At 66.4% G+C, this 18,189-nt stretch carries 17 protein-coding genes and 1 tRNA gene; 8 read left to right on the top strand and 10 right to left on the bottom strand.

What is annotated here, in order from left to right; all coding sequences use genetic code 11:
* The first annotated feature begins 98 nt into the window (after positions 1-98).
* Together P0D77_RS06990 and P0D77_RS06985 are read left to right on the top strand one after the other, a co-directional pair.
* On the top strand, positions 99-590 hold the full coding sequence (locus tag P0D77_RS06990) for an Lrp/AsnC family transcriptional regulator (RefSeq protein WP_277555569.1): 492 nt from the start codon (positions 99-101) through the stop codon (positions 588-590).
* Positions 587-1,816: a pyridoxal phosphate-dependent aminotransferase gene (locus P0D77_RS06985; RefSeq protein ID WP_277555568.1), complete on the top strand. Its 1,230-nt coding sequence runs from the start codon at positions 587-589 to the stop codon at positions 1,814-1,816. Before P0D77_RS06990 ends, P0D77_RS06985 begins: the two co-directional genes overlap by 4 nt.
* Before the next feature lie 46 nt (positions 1,817-1,862).
* On the opposite strand, the gene P0D77_RS06980 is transcribed toward P0D77_RS06985, so the two are convergent.
* Both P0D77_RS06980 and guaB read right to left on the bottom strand, forming a co-directional pair.
* Positions 1,863-2,507: a HalX domain-containing protein gene (locus tag P0D77_RS06980; RefSeq protein WP_277555567.1), complete on the bottom strand. Its 645-nt coding sequence runs from the start codon at positions 2,505-2,507 to the stop codon at positions 1,863-1,865.
* Positions 2,508-2,873: 366 nt separating this feature from the next.
* Positions 2,874-4,367 carry an IMP dehydrogenase gene (gene guaB, locus P0D77_RS06975; RefSeq protein WP_277555566.1) on the bottom strand — a complete coding sequence of 498 codons (1,494 nt, stop codon included), beginning with the start codon at positions 4,365-4,367 and terminating at the stop codon, positions 2,874-2,876.
* Positions 4,368-4,952: 585 nt separating this feature from the next.
* Here guaB and P0D77_RS06970 point away from each other — a divergent pair.
* The 3 genes from P0D77_RS06970 to P0D77_RS06960 all read left to right on the top strand — a co-directional run bounded on the left by P0D77_RS06970 (position 4,953) and on the right by P0D77_RS06960 (position 6,493).
* Positions 4,953-5,978, top strand: a complete 1,026-nt coding sequence (locus P0D77_RS06970; RefSeq protein ID WP_277555565.1) for a DUF5794 domain-containing protein — start codon at positions 4,953-4,955, stop codon at positions 5,976-5,978.
* A gap of 60 nt (positions 5,979-6,038) precedes the next feature.
* Positions 6,039-6,263 carry a DUF5795 family protein gene (locus P0D77_RS06965; RefSeq protein WP_277555563.1) on the top strand — a complete coding sequence of 75 codons (225 nt, stop codon included), beginning with the start codon at positions 6,039-6,041 and terminating at the stop codon, positions 6,261-6,263.
* A gap of 52 nt (positions 6,264-6,315) precedes the next feature.
* A tRNA-Trp gene (locus tag P0D77_RS06960) sits at positions 6,316-6,493 on the top strand.
* A gap of 798 nt (positions 6,494-7,291) precedes the next feature.
* Here the strand turns inward: P0D77_RS06960 and P0D77_RS06955 are convergent.
* Positions 7,292-7,603 (bottom strand): DUF7344 domain-containing protein, encoded by a 312-nt coding sequence (locus P0D77_RS06955; RefSeq protein WP_277555562.1) that lies wholly within the window; start codon positions 7,601-7,603, stop codon positions 7,292-7,294.
* Positions 7,604-7,915: 312 nt separating this feature from the next.
* Between P0D77_RS06955 and eif1A the strand changes: the two genes are divergently transcribed.
* A complete protein-coding gene (eif1A, locus tag P0D77_RS06950) occupies positions 7,916-8,203 on the top strand; it encodes a translation initiation factor eIF-1A (RefSeq protein WP_277555561.1) in 288 nt (95 codons plus the stop codon).
* A 63-nt stretch (positions 8,204-8,266) separates the two neighbouring features.
* Here eif1A and P0D77_RS06945 read toward each other — a convergent pair whose 3' ends face one another.
* The 3 genes from P0D77_RS06945 to P0D77_RS06935 are packed head-to-tail and all read right to left on the bottom strand — an operon-like array spanning position 8,267 to position 10,267.
* Positions 8,267-9,070, bottom strand: coding sequence for an ADP-ribosylglycohydrolase family protein (locus P0D77_RS06945; protein WP_277555559.1), 804 nt, complete (start codon positions 9,068-9,070; stop codon positions 8,267-8,269).
* A 45-nt stretch (positions 9,071-9,115) separates the two neighbouring features.
* On the bottom strand, positions 9,116-9,481 hold the full coding sequence (locus P0D77_RS06940; RefSeq protein WP_277555557.1) for a hypothetical protein: 366 nt from the start codon (positions 9,479-9,481) through the stop codon (positions 9,116-9,118).
* 27 nt (positions 9,482-9,508) lie between these two features.
* Entirely contained in the window at positions 9,509-10,267 is a 759-nt protein-coding gene (locus tag P0D77_RS06935) for a GTP cyclohydrolase IIa (protein ID WP_277555555.1), read from the bottom strand.
* Between the two features lie 135 nt (positions 10,268-10,402).
* Between P0D77_RS06935 and P0D77_RS06930 the strand changes: the two genes are divergently transcribed.
* Together P0D77_RS06930 and P0D77_RS06925 are read left to right on the top strand one after the other, a co-directional pair.
* Complete coding sequence (locus P0D77_RS06930; protein WP_343218148.1) at positions 10,403-11,200, top strand: HAD-IIA family hydrolase; 798 nt, start codon at positions 10,403-10,405, stop codon at positions 11,198-11,200.
* A gap of 102 nt (positions 11,201-11,302) precedes the next feature.
* Complete coding sequence (locus tag P0D77_RS06925; RefSeq protein ID WP_277555551.1) at positions 11,303-11,455, top strand: hypothetical protein; 153 nt, start codon at positions 11,303-11,305, stop codon at positions 11,453-11,455.
* Between the two features lie 81 nt (positions 11,456-11,536).
* Here the strand turns inward: P0D77_RS06925 and P0D77_RS06920 are convergent, their stop codons facing one another.
* From P0D77_RS06920 to P0D77_RS06905, 4 genes are all read right to left on the bottom strand, one after another.
* Positions 11,537-11,935: an OsmC family protein gene (locus tag P0D77_RS06920; RefSeq protein ID WP_277555549.1), complete on the bottom strand. Its 399-nt coding sequence runs from the start codon at positions 11,933-11,935 to the stop codon at positions 11,537-11,539.
* 128 nt (positions 11,936-12,063) lie between these two features.
* Positions 12,064-12,783 (bottom strand): metal-dependent hydrolase, encoded by a 720-nt coding sequence (locus P0D77_RS06915; RefSeq protein ID WP_277555753.1) that lies wholly within the window; start codon positions 12,781-12,783, stop codon positions 12,064-12,066.
* An 89-nt stretch (positions 12,784-12,872) separates the two neighbouring features.
* Positions 12,873-13,343 carry an NUDIX hydrolase gene (locus tag P0D77_RS06910; RefSeq protein WP_277555547.1) on the bottom strand — a complete coding sequence of 157 codons (471 nt, stop codon included), beginning with the start codon at positions 13,341-13,343 and terminating at the stop codon, positions 12,873-12,875.
* Positions 13,344-13,456: 113 nt separating this feature from the next.
* Complete coding sequence (locus P0D77_RS06905) at positions 13,457-18,013, bottom strand: DUF7997 domain-containing protein (RefSeq protein ID WP_277555546.1); 4,557 nt, start codon at positions 18,011-18,013, stop codon at positions 13,457-13,459.
* Between the last annotated feature and the right edge of the window lie 176 nt (positions 18,014-18,189).

The following is an 18,189-nucleotide window of genomic DNA, read 5'->3' as shown; positions in this document are numbered from 1 at the left end:
TCGGTGTCGGCTGGCAGATAGATCGGCCGGCCGTGTGGCGTGGTCGCGCATATCGCACCGTGCGAAACCCCTTTGGCCGGCGCTGTGCAGTCGGGCACATGGACGAGGCAACCCGCAGCCTGATCGACGCACTCGTCGCGGACGCCCGCGAGTCCACCGCCGACCTGGCACGCCAGACCGGGATGGACGAAGCCGAAGTCGAGGAGACACTCGCGGAGTTGGAGGCAGCGGGGGCGCTGCGCGGCTACACCGCGATTGTCGACTGGGACGCCATCGACGAGGAACGAGTCAGCGCCGTCGTCGAGGTGAACGTCGAACTCGACCGCGAGACCGACTACGACGACGTGGCTCGACGCATCGCGGAGTCGCCCGTGGTCGACTCGCTCCGCCTGATGTCGGGCGACTACGACTTCGCCGTCAACGTCTCGGGGTCGTCGATGGGTGAGGTCTCCCGATACGTCTCTGAGGAGGTCGCGCCGCTTCCCGCGGTGACGAAGACCGTGACCCACTACGTGATGGAGACGTACAAAGAGCGGGGCATCCGCTTCACCGACCACGACGACGACGACCGCCTCTCGGTGACGCCATGAGTGAGGGCGACGATCCGATGGAATCCGACGGCGGCACCGCGAGCGAGTCGGAACACGCCGAGCGTGAGGGCTCGCGATTCACACCCGCCGACAGCGTGGCGTCGGTACCGCCCTCGGGCATCCGCGAGTTCTTCGAGGTGGCCGAGAAGCGCGACGACGTCATCTCGCTGGGCGTGGGCGAACCCGACTTCACCGCGCCGTGGCCCGCGCGGTCGGCCGCCATCGAGTCGCTGGAGCGCGGGCGGACCAGTTACACCGCCAATCGCGGGACGCTCGAACTCCGGCGAGCCATCGCCGACCGCGTCCAGCGATACGACCAGTCGTACGATCCCGACTCGGAGATCCTCGTAACGACTGGCGCATCCGAGGCGGTCGACCTCGCGTTCCGCGCGTTCGTGAACCCCGGCGACGTGGTGGCGTTGCCGACGCCGACGTACGTCTCCTACGAACCGGGCGTGCGCTTCGCCGGCGGCGACCCACTCCCGGTCCACACCCACCACGAGGACGACTGGGCGCTCACGCCCGAGGCGTTGCTGGAGGCGGGCGCAGACGAGGCGGACGTCCTCGTCCTCTGTTACCCGAACAACCCGACGGGCGCGACGATGGACGTCGACGAGATGGACGCCGTCGCCGAGTTCTGTCGCGAGAACGACCTGCTCGTCGTCGCCGACGAGATATACGCCGCGCTCACCTACGAGGGCGACCACCAGTCCGTCGCGACCCGACCGGGGATGCGCGAACGGACGGTCGTCATCAACGGCTTCTCGAAGGCGTACGCGATGACCGGCCTCCGTCTCGGCTACGCGATGGGGCCGCCCGAGGCGGTCGACGCGATGACGAAGGTCCACCAGTACACGATGCTGTCTGCGCCGACGACCGCCCAACACGCGGCGCTGAAGGCGCTCCGGCGGTGTGACGACGACGTCGAGCAGATGCGCCGCGAGTACGACCGCCGCCGTCGCTATCTCGTCTCGCGCCTGCGCGAACTCGGCCTCGACGTGGCCGACCCGGGCGGGGCGTTCTACGCGTTCCCGCGAGTCGCCGACGTCGCCCCCGATGGCGACGCGCGAGCGTTCGCCACAGAGTTACTGGAGGCGGAGGGGGTCGCCGCGGTGCCGGGCACCGCCTTCGGGTCCGGCGGCGAGGGGCACATCCGCATCTCGTACGCGACGGGATTGGACGACCTGAAGGAGGCGATGGCGCGACTCGAACGGTTCCTCTCGTAGGGGTCGCGCCGCTAAAGAGTGACTGAATCGAGCGAGTACGCTGCCCTTAGAGGTCGTCGAAATCGCTGTTGTCGAAGAGGTCGTCGTCCTCGTCTCCGTCGAGGTCGCGAAACGCTCGGTCGAAGTCGGACTCCCCGAACCCGGCGACGTCATCGTCGAGTTCCTTCCGCAGTTCCGCCGCACGGCGTTCGAGTTCCTGATACTCCTCGGACTCTTCGAGTGCGGCCCGTCCCTTCTCGGCCTCGAGGACGGCCTTCTTCGAGGAGACGGCGAAGAACTCCTGCATCCGCGAATCGTACTGTGAGCGGTCGTACAGCCCTTCGACCGTCTGCAACAGCGACTCGCGCGTGACGGGCTTGACGAGGTAGTCGTCGAACCCCATCGCGACGATGTCGAAGTCGGGTTCGACGGCGGTGACCATCGCGACACGGGCGTCGATGCCGCGGTCACGCACCTCGTCGAGGACCTCGTCACCTGACAGGCCCGGCATCCGTCGGTCGAGCAGAATCACGTCGACGTCGTCGGACAGTTCGTCGAGCGCGTCGTGGCCCCCGTAGGCGGTGCGCACGTCGTAGTCGACGCCAAGCCACGCCGCGTACAAGTCTGCCAAGTCGGGTTCGTCTTCGACGACGAGGACTACCGGTGGCTCATCGCCGTTCGTCCCGTCGATGGGGTCCGTGTCCTCGCTCATTCTCTCGCGCTCCGTCCGTTCGTTCTGGTGTTCGCAGACGAATACTTATCAAGATACCCCTTGGGGACGGTCGGCCGGGGCACTGTCGTTCGGATCCCCGTCTGGGTGAGCCGCCGCCGTCCGGTCATTACTCTGCGTTCTCGTCGCCGGATACTTAACCGTATGCGATGTGGGGAGAATCGATCCAAAACGTGTGGGGTTGGGTGACGAGTTCGCGTCACACTTGCTGTGGTGCCCCACAGTCCGCGGTGGCCACCAGCCACCGAAGGTACGTACGGGAAGCGCCATCGAAAGCCTACCGGCCGACAGTTCACTCGACAGACAGATACCCGCTGGACGCCGGAATCGGTCGGCGACGCTGGTTGCTTACTCGGGGCTGTAGTTCGGCGCTTCGTCGGTGATGGTCACGTCGTGGGGGTGGCCCTCGGTCTGCCCAGCCTGCGAGACACGGATGAACTCTGCGCGCTCCTTGAAGCCGGGGAGCGTCTCCGCGCCGACGTAGCCCATCCCCGAACGCATTCCGCCGACGAGTTGGTGCAGTTCCGACGAGAGCGGCCCCTTGTACGGGGTGGCCGCCTCGACGCCCTCGGGAACGAAATCCTCGTCCTCGTCGGCGTCTTTGAGGTAGCGGTCGCCGCCACCCTCCGACATCGCGCCGACCGATCCCATCCCGCGGTACTGCTTGTAGCGCTTGCCGTTCATCGTGATGACGCGGCCCGGTGCCTCGTCGGTGCCGGCGAAGTACGACCCGAGCATCACGGCGTCTGCGCCCGCCGCGACCGCCTTGATGGCGTCGCCCGAGTAGCGGATGCCGCCGTCCGCGATGACGGGGACGTTCTCGCGGGCAGCCACGTCTGCGACCTGCGCGACGGCGGTGATCTGCGGCATCCCCGCACCGCTGACGACGCGCGTGGTACAGATGGACCCCGGGCCGATGCCGACCTTCAGGCCGTCGGCGAAGTCGACGGCGGCCTCGGCGGCCTCTCGGGTGCCGATGTTGCCGACGACGACGTCGGCGTCGACCTCGGCTTTGATCGCTTCCGCGGAGTCGAGGACGTTGAGGTTGTGCGCGTGTGCACAGTCGATGAACAGGACGTCCGCGCCCGCCTCGTCGGCGGCGACGGCGCGTTCCTCCTCGAACGGGCCGACGGCGACGCCGACACGAAGCGACTCGTCGCTCGCGCGGGCGGCGTTGGTGTGCTCGCGGCGTGCGAGGACGCCCTGCATCGTCACGAGGCCGACGAGGTGGTTCCCGTCGTCGACGACGGGGACGCGCTCGATCTTGTGGTCGTACATCAGTTCGAGCGCCTCGCGGGCGTTCACGTCCTCGCTGGCCGTGATGACCTCGTCGGTCATCGCCTCGCTGACGGCGTCGGACTCACCGACCTCCAGGTACGGACGGATGTCGGTGCCGGAGATGATGCCGAGGACGGTGTCGTCGTCGTCGACGACAGGCGCACCCGAGACGCCCTCGTGTTCCATCATCGCGTCGGCCTCGCGGACGGACTGGTCGGGCGCGGCGGTGACGACGTTCTCACGTCGGATCACGAGTTCGTCGGCGCGTTTGACGCGTTCGACCTCGGCGGCGGTCTCCTCGACGCTCATGTTGCGGTGGAGCACGCCGAGACCGCCCTCGCGGGCCATCGCGATAGCCATCTCCGACTCGGTGACGGTGTCCATCGCCGCCGAGAGGACGGGAATGTTGAGTTCGACGTTCGTGGACACGCGCGTCGAGACGTCGGCCTCGTCGGGTTCGACCCGACTCTCTTTGGGTCGAAGCAGGACGTCGTCGAACGTCAGTGCTTCCGGTACCTCCAGTTTCTGCGAGAACTGACTGCCCTCGAAACCGTCGTTCGCCATATCAACGGTGGTGGGGGCCACCGCAAAAACGTTCCGAGAGCGACGGCCGTTGGACACGGAGTAACACACGAGTGTGTACAGATACGCGGTCGGATCGGGACCGTGACGAGTAGAGTATACACGTCTGTGACAGATCGGACGAATCACCTGCCGACGGAAAATTCGAGACGAACCGGGTGCGGGCCGGGGACGAACAGGTGGTCTCCTCGCACCTGCAAGTATTGCGAAAATACTACTCGGATTTCGATAGTCCAACGGGCCACAGTCGATTCCGGCGATAATCTGTAGTCGGTTATATAAACAAGAGCGAAGAACTCTCCGCACTGTGTGGGCACGTCCCACGCAATCATTAAGTCTCACCTCCAATTGACTATCAGTATGGACTTCGAGTCCCGCATTGCAACGGGTATCGTCGGCTGGGTGAGCGACAACGCCGCACTCCCGACATTTATTCCGTTCAAACGCGGACTCGACTGGTTGACAGGAGAACGCCGTGAAGGCCTCCTTTCCCGAGCATCCGTCGCCTCCGGGTCGTCACCAGATTCCCGTCCGGTCGCGGGTTATGCCGGGTCGTATCGCTGAGTCGTGAGTACCTCAGCACACCCCATCGCGCTGCGCCTCGAGCGACAGGTCGGCGGCGCGACCCGACTCCTCGCGACGGTGATGGCGCTGCCGTTGGTCGACGGCATCTTCCCCGCACTCGTCATCGCGGGCGCGCTGACCGTCCCCTTCGGCATCTTGGAGACGGGCCTGCTCATCTTCGGTGGCTCCGCCACGATGGCGGTCGTCCTCGCGGAGATGCAGGGAACGCCCCGCGAGAAGGCTATCTCTATCCTCCTGCTTGGCGTCGTCCTCATCCCCGTGGCGATGGTCGAGGCTGCCCTCGCACAGACGATCCAGAGCCTCCTCGACACCGCCGTCTTCCACCGCTTCGCCGGCCTGGTCATCCTCGCGGTCGCCGCCAAGACCGCCAGCGCAGAGATCGGTGAGTACCTGCCCAGCCCGGGTGCGATCATCGGCTTGGGTCTGCTGGCGTCGTTCCAGCCCTCCGGCGCGGAACTGATCGTCACGATGGACCCTTCGCTGCTCGCGCGGGCCGGGGCCGCCGCCGGCGTCGGCGTCGGCTTCGCGCTCGCTATTGCCCTGGGCGGCGACCACCTGCGCGAACGCGTCGATATCGACCGCTTCCGCTTCGGGTCTGCGGTCGCACTGGGGATGCTCGCGCTGTCGGTGCTGGGACTACTCCCCACCGACAAGCCGGTCGCACTCGGCGTCCTGTTCGTCACGGGTCTGTTCGCGTACGACCCCAACGCCGAGAGCGAACTCGGTAGCGGGGACGACGCCGCGTCGTCGCCACAGACCGACGCGCCCGCTGACGCTGCGGTCACGACCGACGGCGGCGACGACCTCGCGGGGGCCGACCAGCGTGCCGAATCGAACGCCGACGCGACGGACGCTGCCGACTCGACCGTCGACACGTCGCCGGCCGCCGACTCCTCGACCGCACCCACGCTCGGTATCGACCCGGTCGACAGTCGAGAGACGACGAGTGCGGACGACGACGAAGACGACGATGACGACGACGAACCGTCGCGCGCCCCCTGGCTGTAACGGCACACCGCCCTCACGCGGACCGCGAGATTTTACCCGTCTCCCCGCCGTCGTACGCCTATGAGCAATCGCGTCGTCGAGGGACGGATGGTCACGCCGAAGCGACTCGCCGAACTGGTCGAAGGGGACTCCGTGATGGACGCTGAGGCTATCGAGGACGCCGACCGCGACTGCCCCGAGTGCGGCGGCGACGTCCTCTCGGTCGGCTACATGCCCAGCGTTACGGAGTTCGTGACCGCCTTCAAGTGTCAGGAGTGTTCGTGGGGCGAGACGGACCGCGAGTAGACGGCTGCAATCGAAATCCCTTTACGGCACTCCGATGAACACTTGAACGCACGGGGTCGTGGCCAAGCCCGGTATGGCGACTGACTCCAGAGGCAAAGCGCCCGGTGACGAACTCCAGACTGATATACCGAGCGTCCGACTGATCATCGGACGCGACGACGACCCTCTGGAGTACCGAGGTGCGAACCGGAGATATCAGTCGATCGGGGGTTCAAATCCCTCCGACCCCACTTCCTGTGCGCTCTCATCTTACTGCTGAGGCGTGGGTGTTCAGTTTGAAACCCACCCGATTCACATAAGCGACGAGTACCCTGCGGAGGGACGGTTCCGCTTGTAGCGTCGGCAGCTACGGTCGCTGATCGCGTCGCGGTTCGCGGTCGACTCAGGGACGACGTGGGGTCGCGTTCGTCCTGTTCACGGCGACACGCCGGTCGACGTCCGGCGGATGCACGCACAGACCGTGCGCGACCTCGTCGAGGACACTGTCGGCTGGGGACCGTCGGGTCACGAGGAGGGGGACGAGCAGGCGAAGGTTTCAACCGGTGACGTATTCGATTTCGGCTGAGAAAACAGATTACCCAGCGGACACTAGTCGGAAGACCCTGAATCTAATGGATAGCGGGCCAAAATTGGGTCCCCCCAGTGACCGTCACCAGTAAGCTGCTCTAAGAGTGCCAAATTTGGAATATCGGGCCCACGGATATAAACAGAATATTCCGGTGCAATAGATCCCGGGAGATAGACCTCGCTGAAGACAGATTGAGGAAGCTCGTTAGCCAACTCTATAGATTTCCCGACCAAATTGGCTACAAACGGCCAGATAGAGCCGCCCCCGGTCAGTAATGACCCAGCGGTCGTCGAGATGTTCGCGAGGCACGCGCTCGACGAAGCCGGCGTGCGCGAGAACGCGACGCCGTCGCTCGTCAAGACCGAACGCACGCTCCCACACAGTTGACGTTCCAAACAGAGTGTCCTCTCGAATATCTGGCTTGACTATAAATGTACCACCCGCCCACCACTGGAACTTCCTACGGCCAATTCGCAGGCAGTTCGTCGGCGTGGCGGTCCAGCAACTCGATCAGCGGTCTGACCTCCTCGAACCGTGGGCCGCGAGTGATCACACCGGTCTCGTGGTCCCACGAGATGAACCCCGCGTCGGCGAGTTTCGGCAGGTGGATGTGGTACAGCCGATGGCTGACGAACTCGTCGTACTCCTCGCCGAGGTCACCCAACACCTCCGAGGACGCCAGTTCGTCCTCCTTACGAGGGTTCGACTGACCGACCGCGACGAGGATGCGACGCCGATACGGATCGGCGAGCGTACTGAAACTCTCGGTCAACGATACCCTGGGTTGTTGTGATTCCATGAGTGTACTCCATTCCGTGGCGGCGTCGTCGCTCACCTTCCGGTGGGCACACACGAACGGGTCGAGAAGGTGCAGTCGCGTCTCGGCAGGTTCGGACGTGGTCGGTTCTGCCCGTGGCTACCACTAGCAGAGGTGCCCGACTGGCTATCCGTTCGGTGGAGCATAAAGGTACGTTCACCGTATCTACCGCCGGAGTGCGGCCGTCACACGCGTGAAAGAGACATCGCGAGCGGGTGAGGGTATCGAATACACGAACTTATCCCACTCCGTCACGAATCCTCGGTTATGAGCGACGATTCGACGGGCCGAAAGCCCCTCAGAATGCCGGACGACAACCAGGTGTTCGCGACCGTGACCGATATGCTGGGTGGCCGGCGAGTGACGCTTCGCTGTGCCGACGGGAAAGAGCGGATGGGCCGGATTCCCGGCCGAATGCGGTTCCGGACGTGGGTGAAAGAGGGCGACATCGTCATCGCCGAACCGTGGGACTGGCAAGACGAGAAGGCGGAGGTCGTCTGGCGCTATGAGTCCGACGACGCACAGCAACTCCGCGAAGAAGGCCACATCCAGTAACGCCGCTGCGTTTTTACGACGTGTACTACTCGGGCGAGAGTGCCCACCTCGCCGCGCGATCGTTTACCGCGGCAGCGACGCCGCCGCGACCGAGTCCGCACGCTCGGTGAGCGTCTCGACGTCACGCAGTTCGTTCAGCCACCGTCGCGGAACCGCCGCGTCGCCGAACCGCGCCCCCGAGACCGCTCCGGCGACCGACCCGAGCGACGACGCGGCCCCGCCCCGACTCACTGCCGACACGACCGCCTCCTCCAGCGTGTCGGCGGCGACCGCCTCGTGAAGCGCCGTCTCCAGCGTCGCGGCCACACCGCCGCTCGTGTCGAGCGTGACGGCGGCCCGGTCGCCGACGACCGCGAGCGTCTCTCGAAGCGCAACTGGTGCCCCCCGGTCGACGGCGACGGTCTGGGCAGTCGACCGCGCGCTCTCGACGTCGTCACCGTCGACCAACGCACCGACCAGCGTCACCAACAGGACACACACCTCGGTCGCATCCGGGTCGGTGTCGCCGACGCCTGACGCTGCGACGGCCGCCACACGCCGGTCGGTCGCCGCTGCCACGAGGCCGTACGGGACGGAAGCGGCGAGGACGTCCGCGGGCCGACCCGTCCCGGTGGTCGGGTTCTGGTCGTCCGTGTCGGCTCCTCCGAGCAGTCGTCGAGCCGTCTCGTGTGCCCGAGCGGTCGGCGCGGTCGGCGTCCCGGCGCGGCTCCCGTCTGCGCCGAGCATCTCGGTCACGCGCCCGTGTCGGTCTCGGACCGCCGCGGCGGTGGCTCCCTCGACTGGCCGCCCGAGTGCGTCGCCGCACGCGAGCCCGAGGAGTGCGCCGCGGGCACGCGCGCGGCGGTCCGTGTCGGTGGCATCGCTCATCGACGGACGGTGGACGGCGAACGGCACAAACGTACCGACGGCGACTTACTGGTTCAAGCCGGCGGCGACGAGGAGTCTGCCAGCGGCGTCCGGGTCCTTCTGTGCGACGACGAGGAGTTCGAGCGCGTCCCAAAGGTAGCCGTCGGTTCGAAGTCGAGTGATGGCGTCTTCGACGCCCGCATCGACGTCTTCGTGTTCGAGGAACGCGTCGATGAGCAGTCCGGCCTGCGTCTCGACGGGTGTGCGTTCGTGGCTGTCCGGAGTCGTTTCTGATGGGTCGAGGGTCATATGAGTGGGGTGGGATGTGGTCGACCGACTGCGCGTCCGAGCCGAGCGGTACACCGTCTCCTCACCGTACTCGGTGATGAGTATGATGGCCGGTCGCCCGGCCGTCCCACCGATGCTGCTCACGCCGGCGTCCACCGCGTGCGCGGCGGGTCAGTCGTGGGCGAACTCGACGAGCGTCCCCTCGTACCGGCAGTCTTCGAGGGCGTGTTTGGCCGCGTACCCGGCCTCGTGTGGGGTCGCGCCGGTTCCGACGCCGACCTTCAACTGCACGTCGGCGTCCTCGGCGACGTGGTCGATCGCACCCATATACTCGTCGTGAGTCAGGTCCGGACACACCGCGATGACGTTGTCGCCGCCGACGAAGAACGACAGCGCGCCGTGTTCCTCGCGCATGTACCGCATCAGGCTGGCGTAGCCGTGTTCGATGTTGATGAACGAGTCGAACTCGTTGAGGCGGTCGGTGTACTTGCCGGTCGCGTCGTTCACGTCGAAGTGAGCGATGTGTACGTCGTCGTCGCTCGTCTCGGTTCGGAACTCACCGCCGAACCCCTCGCTGCGGTCCGACGACTGCGCCGACCCGGCGGCTTGCACCCGCTCGGTCGCCGTCTCCAAGGCGTCGATGGGAACCTCGTCGACTCCGATGCCGAGGCTGACGGTCACGGGGAACCGGTTGCCGACCGACTCTTGGAGGAGTTCGTGGTCCCGGCGGTCGAGGCCGTTCGTCACCGCGACCATATTGTCGAAGCGGGTGAAGAAGACGTAGCCGCCTCGGTTGCCGATGTACTGTGCCAGATCCGCGAACAGGCGCGACTGGAGCGTCTGGAGGTCCATCTCCCGACGAGGCTCCGGCGTCACGGTCCACGGGCCGTAGTTGTCGATCTGCACCAACGTCAGCTGCGCGGCGGTCACTGTATCCGATCCCCGGAGCCGACGACACATACGCGTTACCGTTCTCGAATCCGTGATACCGGATCGACTCGCCGGTGGTCGGCGTCACGCCGTCGTCGCCGACGGCTTCAACTCCGCCGCGCCCGAACGACGCACGTGATACGCGGAGTCGTTTTCGACGTGGACGGAACCGTCGTGCGCGGGAACGACCCGTTGCCGGGCGCGGCCGACGCGGTCGCTCGCCTCCGGACGGCGGGCGTCTCGCTCTGTTTTTGCTCGAACAACCCGACGAAAGGCGGCGCAGCGTACGTCGACCGACTCGGAGCCGCGGGCATCGAGGCCAGCGCCGAGGAGGTGGTGACTGCCGCCGATAGCACGGTCGTCTACCTGCAGGACCACCACGCCGACGACACGCTGTACGTCCTCGGTGAGTCGGGCCTCGTCGAGCAACTGGACGCCGCTGGCTTGACCGTGACCGACGACCCCGACGCCGCCGAGGCGGGCGTCGTCTCCATCGACCGCTCGTTCGACTACGACGACCTCACGCGGGCGCTGTGGGCACTCGGCGACGGCACGCCGTACGTCGGCACCGACCCCGACCGGGTCATCCCCGGTGCCGACGCGTTCGTCCCGGGGTCCGGTGCGGTTATCAACGCCGTGCGGGGCGTCCTCGACCACGACCCCGACGCCGTCCTCGGGAAGCCGTCCGCACCCGCACAGAATCTCGTCCTCGACCGAATCGGCCGTGCACCCGGGGAGTGTCTCGTCGTCGGTGACCGCCTCGACACCGACATCGCACTCGGTGAACGCGCAGGGATGACGACGGCGCTGGTGTTGACCGGTGTGACCGGCCGCGACGCCGTCGCCGCCTCGCCGCACAACCCCGACTACGTCATCGAGGACCTCACCGAACTCGACCGGGTGTTGGAGGCAGAACGCGGCAGCGAACGGTGACGCGGTGGCCTGACGGCGGGAGCGTGGCGCTCGTTGTCCGACAATATCGTGTGTGGGAATGTCTGACGAAGGTTTATATCCGGTAACGTGGTAGTGAGTAACATGGAAGAGCGCGACTCACCGTACGTCTTCCGGGACGAGCCAGCCGACCCCGTCGAGGGGGGTACCGACCACACCGACGAGGACGTGGTCATCATCGACGGCCGCGCGATGACGTACCGAACGTACCGCGGCGAAGGTGACACCCCTCGCTGAGGCCCTCCTAGCTGGAGAGACGCGTCGCTGGCCGTCCAATTTTGCGAGAAAAACGAAGTCGAAGCGACTGCGCCGCCCGCCTCAGAACGCGTCGCCGTGCGTAGTGATGTCGGCGTGCAGGCCCTCGCGCAGCGCCGTGTGGACGTGACAGATGCCCTCTGCGCGCTCAACGATCTCCGCGAGCGTGTCGTCGTCGACGTCGGCCTCGACGTAGATGTCGAAGCGGATAGCGGTGAGGTCGTCGTCGTCGTCGAGGTCGGCCTCGGCGTCGATTTGGACCTTCCCGAGGTCGTCGACGCCACGCTGCTGGCCGCCGACGCGGAACGCAGGCAGGAAACAAGAGGCGTAGTCGGCCACGAGGACCGAGTTGGGGTCGGGACCGTCTTCGCCGAGCGCGTCGATCGTCAACTCGAACTCGCCGACTTCGCTCGTGCTCGTGAACCCTTCCTCGCTGACCGTGGCGGTCTCGATGTCGGACATATGCGTTCGATCGCACGACTGCGCGCCGCCTAAACCTTGTTATGGGAGAACGTTCGTGTACGACTCGTCACCCAGCGTCGACGAGAGAAGCGTGAAGGGGTGGGAGAACCACCCCGTCGGAACCAGGGTTACTCGCCGATGGTGAACGTCTCGTCGCCTTCGAGGACGACCGGTTCGGCGGGCCCGGCGGTGGCTTCGACCTCGCGAACGAAGTCGTCGACGTCGATCTCGATGGGCGGGAACGTGTCGTAGTGCATCGGGAAGGCGTACTCCGACCCAACCCAGTCGGCGGCGATGGCCGCCTGCCACGGCCCCATCGTGAAGTGATCGCCACACGGCACGGCGACGGCGTCGGGTTCGAGGAACGAGCCGATCACGTCTTTCATCTCGCTCATCAGCCCCGTGTCGCCGGCGTGGTAGAACGTGGTGTTCTCCTCGTCGCTCGTCTGCGTCGGAACCTTGTCGGAGATGACGAAGCCAGCGGGCATCCCGGCCTCGAACTCGTAGCCGGTGTTGATACCAGAGGTGTGGTCGGCGCGAACCATCGTGACGTACGCGTCGCCGCACTCGATGGTGCCGCCGATGTTCATCCCGAGGGGGTCCTCGAAGCCCGCCTCCTCGCTCAGATAGCCGGTGAGTTCGGGCGTGGCGACGAGCGTCGCGTCCGAGAACTCACTCGCGTGTGCGATGTGGTCGGCGTGACCGTGAGTGATCAGGACGTAGTCGGGGTCGGCCACGTCCGACGGTTCCAGACTCGTGTGTGGGTTGTCGAAGAACGGGTCGATCAGCAGACGCGTGTCGCCCAGTTCGACCGCCCACGTCGAGTGACCGTGCCAGGTGAGGTCCATTGCGGACATACGCATAGTTGTTCGGTCGAATTACATATAAATCCGTTCGCAGGCGACACCGGGAGCGTCGGTACGTCGTCTCGCTCGGATCAGTCGGCAGGTTCCGCCAACTGGTGGGCCACTCCCGACCCCGAGATCGCGTGGACGTAGTCGTTCAATTCGAGTGCGAAGCCGCGACGACGCGCCTCCTCGATTCCGATCCACGAGAACTCGAACTCGCTGCCGTGTTCGTCGCCACCGTCGTGGACGACGTGCGTCCACTCGTCGCGCGGTTCGTGAATACGGGCGTGGTAGAAGTGGCGGACGTACGCCTTCGGCGGCGACTCGCGGCGCATCCACACGTCGGTCGCGACGTGGTCGACGCTCGACAGCGTCGCGAGACCGCTCTCCTCGCGAACCTCCCGGTACACCGCAGCGCGGGGGTCTTCACCGGCTTCGATCGTTCCCTTCGGAATCTGCAGTCCGTCGTGGCCGGGGCCTTCGAACACCAACAGTTCGGATCCGCCGCGGGTGATGTACGCGCACGCCTTGCCGACGTACGTCGTCTCCGGCTCGGTCATATCAACTGACACTGACTATCCCATATTAAAGGCTTTGCAGGTTTCACTAATACAGATATGAATGAGAATAAGGTAATATTAGGTAAACGTCACGCCGTCGACCGCGACGGTCCTCAGACCGTGAACCGCGAGACGGTCGTGGCGGCCGATTCGAGGTCGGTGTCGGCGGCGGCGGCGACGGTGATGTCGTTCTCGCCGTACTCGATGTCGAGCGTCACCTCGTACTCGCCGTCCTCGGGCGTGAGGACGGCGGAGTCGACAGGCGTCGTCACGGCGACGCGCTCGCCGGTCGTCTTGCCGGAGACGACGACGGTGTTGCCCTGGAAGCGCGTGTCGACGCGCAGGGCGGGCTTGTTGTCGCTGTCGTGGAGTTCCCGGTCGAGGAACCGGTCGCGCACGAACGTGGGCGTCTCGACGGGTTCGCCGGCGTCGATGCCGTGTGCCAGGCGGACGAACTGCGCCATCGCCCACGCCAACGGCGTCGCACTGCCGGTCCCCTCGCCGAAGCCCCAGTCGTACTCGGTGCGGTAGTCGCGGTCCCACACCTGTTCTGCGATCATCCGCCCGGAGTTGGCGAACCGCTGCATCGTCCACAGCAGTTCCGTCGGTTCCAGCGCCGGGTCACGGTCCTCTAGTTCGGGGTGTGCGTGGAGTTCGTACTCCGCACGTTCGCCCGTCAGGAGGGGCCACAGGCGACCCTTCCCGTGTTCCTCGACGGACCACGGCGCGCCCATGTCTCCGGCGTCGCGTTCGCCGTAGCCGTCGCCGTTGTAGCGGTAGAACGCCGCGCCGGCGGGCAAGTCGACGCGGATGGTGTCGTCGACCTCCTGCACCGAGTTCGCGATGGTCTCGTCGTCCCACGGCTTGATCCCCAGTCGCACCAAGTCGAGGAAGCCGGCGTCGATGATGTCGCGTTCGTCGAGTCGCGGACCGTTGTTCGCCAGTGTCCGGTGGTGGCCCGCGTCGGGGTCGCCGTCGCGAGTGACGCGCACGTAGTACGGCGTGTGTTCGTGGCGGTCGGTGCCGGTCGTCGTCGCCGTCCACGACTCCACCTCGTCGACCCAGCGGTCGGCGAGTGCCAGCCACACGAGCGCGTCCGCCTCGTGGCCCTCTTCGAGCGCCAGTTTCCCGGCACACGACAGGCCAGCGATTTCGGCGGCGATCGAAGACGGCGAGTAGCCGGACTCCTCTTCCCAGCGCTCCTGTGCGCTGAACGGTCCGTTGCGGGCGACGTAGTCGGCCGACCGACGGACGTTCTCGTAGTCGTACAGCGTGTCCTCGAAGGAGACACCGTCCTCCCACAGGTGGTACGCCATCACCGCAGGGAACGAGATGTTGTCCATCTGCTCGCCACCCCAGCGGGTGATGCCGTTGAGGTAGGTGTTCTGCGGGATGAACCCGTCCTCGTCTTGCTGGTACTCGTAGATATACTCCAGTTGGTCGATGGCCGTCTCGATGTCGCCGGTCAACTCCGCGGCCGTGAACACCTGATACAGGTCACGCGCCCACACGAAGTTGTAGCCGTACCCCTTTTGCTCGCCCGCGTGGACGGCTTCGCCCCACGGAACCGACGGCGAGGCGACAGACGCGCCGCGGTACGTCTTGTCCTCGACGGCCCGCAGCGTCATCAGCGAGGTGCGATACTGGTTCGTCAACTCCTCGTCGGTGGCGACGGAGTCGGGCAGTGGCTTGTCCGCGAGGAACGCCTGCCAGGTGTCGCGGTAGGCCGATCGAAGGGCCTCGTAGTCGCTCGCGAGTGCACCCACCGCCTCACCGAGGGCGGCGGAGGCGTCTGCCTGGCGGGCGAATCCGAGTGCGAGCGTCTCGGTCGTGTGGCTCCCCGTGCCGAGTCGCCCGACGAGGACGACGTTGTCGTCGTCGATAGACGACCGCGTCCCGGAGACGGTGCCCTCGGTGAGCAGTTCGGTGAGTTCGTCGCTGCCGGCGGCACCGACGGTCGCCCAGTCGAAGCGGTCTGCGGTCGCCATCGCGACGGCGACCGAGTAGCCGTCGCCGCTCTCGTCGACGAGCATCGCGTCGCCGCCCTCGCCGGTGTACGCTTCGGCGTCGCGTGCGACGAGGTGGTGGCTACCGGGTTGTCCCAGTCGCAGGCCGCGATCGCGGGTCCCCGTGTTCGTGAGTGCAGTGTCGGCGACCGCGAACACCTCGTACTCACGGCCGTCCTCGGCCTCGAACTCGATGTCTGCGACCAACGCGTCGTGGCCGGGGTCGGCGGCGTACTCGACGCGCAGTTCCCACCCGTGGCCGCGCCCGTCGCCCGTCTCGGTGACGACGTGACGGAACAACAGCGCGTCGTCTTCGGTGGGTTCGACCCGACGCTTGACCGTGTCGTCGGTGTCGCGCGTCCCTTCGACGTGTGTGCGGACGGTGTACTCGTGGTCGGCCTCCGAGACGATGAAATCGAGCGTCCGGAGGTTCATCAGGTCGACGCGCGGGAACCGAACTTCGGTGAGCGCTCCCTTCGTCAGCGTGAACCACACGCGCGAAGGCTCCGACTCGTCGTGGTCGGCGGCGGTCCCGACGCCGTACTTCTCACCGGTCGTCCACCGGGGACGGTCTGGCGGCGCTTTCGGCGGCGCGGCGGCACTCGGAAGCGCGTCGTGTTCGGCCAGCGTCCCCGTCACCCGCAGGCGGTAGCCGTGCGAGTAGCCGAGCGGCGTGGCGCTGTCGGGCGTGCCGTCGTCGTACCACTGCTCGGGGAGATACCCCATCCGCGTCGTCAGGGGACCGTCACTCTCCAGGAGACTGTACAGGTCTGCGGCCTCGTCGAACATCCAGTTGGCGGTCTGCTCGCGCCCGCGGTCGTGCAACAGCGCACCGAGTTCGGCCGCGCCCGCCGCGCCCATCGCGGTCGCGAGCGTCCATATCTTCTCGTCGTGTTGCCCGTCGGTTCGCCAGTCGTCGTCCTCGTATCGGACGAGTCCGGCGATGTTCGACTGGTCGGACTCACGGTACAACTCTCCCAGCGACGCTCGGACGTGATCAGACACGCGGTCGATGTCGTCTGTGGAGACGGTCACCGAATCGAGCGCCTCGACCGCCGCCAACGCGTCGACGACGGCGAACGTCGAGGTATCGAAGCGGTCGTCGAGCGTGTCGCCGTCGAGACCGGCGGCGTACGTCTGACTGCCCTCGTCCCAGAGGAGGTCGAGCGCCTCGAACGTCTCCGCTGCGCCGCGTCGACCCCGCTCTGCGAGGTCCTCGCTCACGGGGGCGCGGGCGACGGCGGCGTACGCCTGCACGTACGTCGCCGCCGTGTAGGTGAACCGCCCGGAGTTGTCCTCCCAGAGGTTTTGACACCGTGCGGGCAGGCCGTCGTCCTCGCGCGTCTCGTCGAGGCAGTCGACGCCCGCCGCGATGGCCTCCCGCACGCGGCGCTCGTCGGCCGACGAGAGGTGGTCGCCGTGGACGCGGAGGAACTTCCCGAGGAACGCGATAGTCGTCGCCGTCTGGTCTGCCTGGTACTCTGTAGAGTCGTCGCGCCCCTCGACGCGACCGTTCGCCCACCCCGGGGCGAGCGACCCGTCGACGGCCCACACGCGGTGGGGCCACGAGCCGTCAGACTGCTGGGTTGCACAGTAGAACCGCGCCGAGCGAGCCAGTTTCTCCGGGTCCAAATCGAGATTGAGCGGGTCGTTCGACCCCAAGAGGTGGCTGGATATCTCGGCGTCGTCGCGGAACCAAGTGTAGCCGTAGCCACCCGAGTTGCGGAAGAAGGGGTCGAACTCCGGCCCGGCGATGCGTGCGCCCGTCGACGCCTCCAACAGGTCGAGTGCGCGGAGGTCGGCGCGGACGGTGCCGCGACGCGGTCCCGATTCCGGGACTGAGACCGCCGTTCGCTCGCGGGCGACCGTCCGCAGTTCGTCTGCGGCGGCGTACTCGATGGCCGTATCACGGAGGTCAGCGATCGCTCCCTCACGGTCGTCGCCGTCGGTGAGCAGGGTGACGAGCGACGTCCGCAGTCCGCGCCCGGCCCGTTCGAGCGGTGCGGTGACGACCACGTCGCCGCTGAGGTGGGTGTCCTCGTACCGATTCAGCGCACCCTCACGTGGGAGTGCGACGGGGTCGGGGTCGAGGAGTTCCTCGAACCGCTCTGGAATCTGTGCGCGAACGTCGCTGAGTCCGGTCGAGGCCGTGATGTAGTCGTGTTCGTCGCGGTGGAACACCTCGACGGTGTCGCCGTCGACCGGTCCAGCGCCGTCGTGGATGAGGCGGCCGACGCGCGTCTCCTGCCCTTCGGGTGCGAGCGTCAGGAACGCGACGAGGTGTGCCTCCGGCGGGACCGACCCGCGGAGTTCGACGTGTGTGACGTGTGAGCCACCGAGCGTCAGGTCGTACTGGTGGATGGTGAACTCGCCTGCGTCGTACTCCGTCTCCACGAGCGTCGTCTCGCGGTAGTAGTGTTGACGGACTGTCTCCAGTTGGTCGAACCAGTAGGTTCGCTCTCCAGTCTCGATACCGAACCGCGACCTATCGATGCCCGAAAGCCCAGACAGCGCTGATGAGAAGTCACGGATTCCGCCCGACGAGTCCACATGAACCAGTCGTGCTCCACGTCCGGAGAGGGCCCCGAACGCCGTGCTAGCGGTGCCCGCGGTGCCGTGTCCCCGGTCGCGTTTGTAGTCGTTGAGTGCCGTTCGAAGCCGCATTCACGTGTGCAACTACGCCCGTGGTTAAAATCTCCGCGGTACGTGAGCAGTTGACACGAGCCCCAGCGAACGCTGGACGGGCGTATTCCGACCGATGACGGCCGACGAGAACGGAGCCAGCAGCGAGGTCGTCGCAGTCGACGACACGCCCGAGGCAGGCGGCAACGACCACTGTT

This window comes from Halobaculum limi (assembly GCF_029490015.1).
Classification (GTDB): domain Archaea; phylum Halobacteriota; class Halobacteria; order Halobacteriales; family Haloferacaceae; genus Halobaculum; species Halobaculum limi.
The sequence above is the reverse complement of the archived record's forward strand: the minus strand, read 5'-3'. Positions and strand labels throughout refer to the sequence as shown.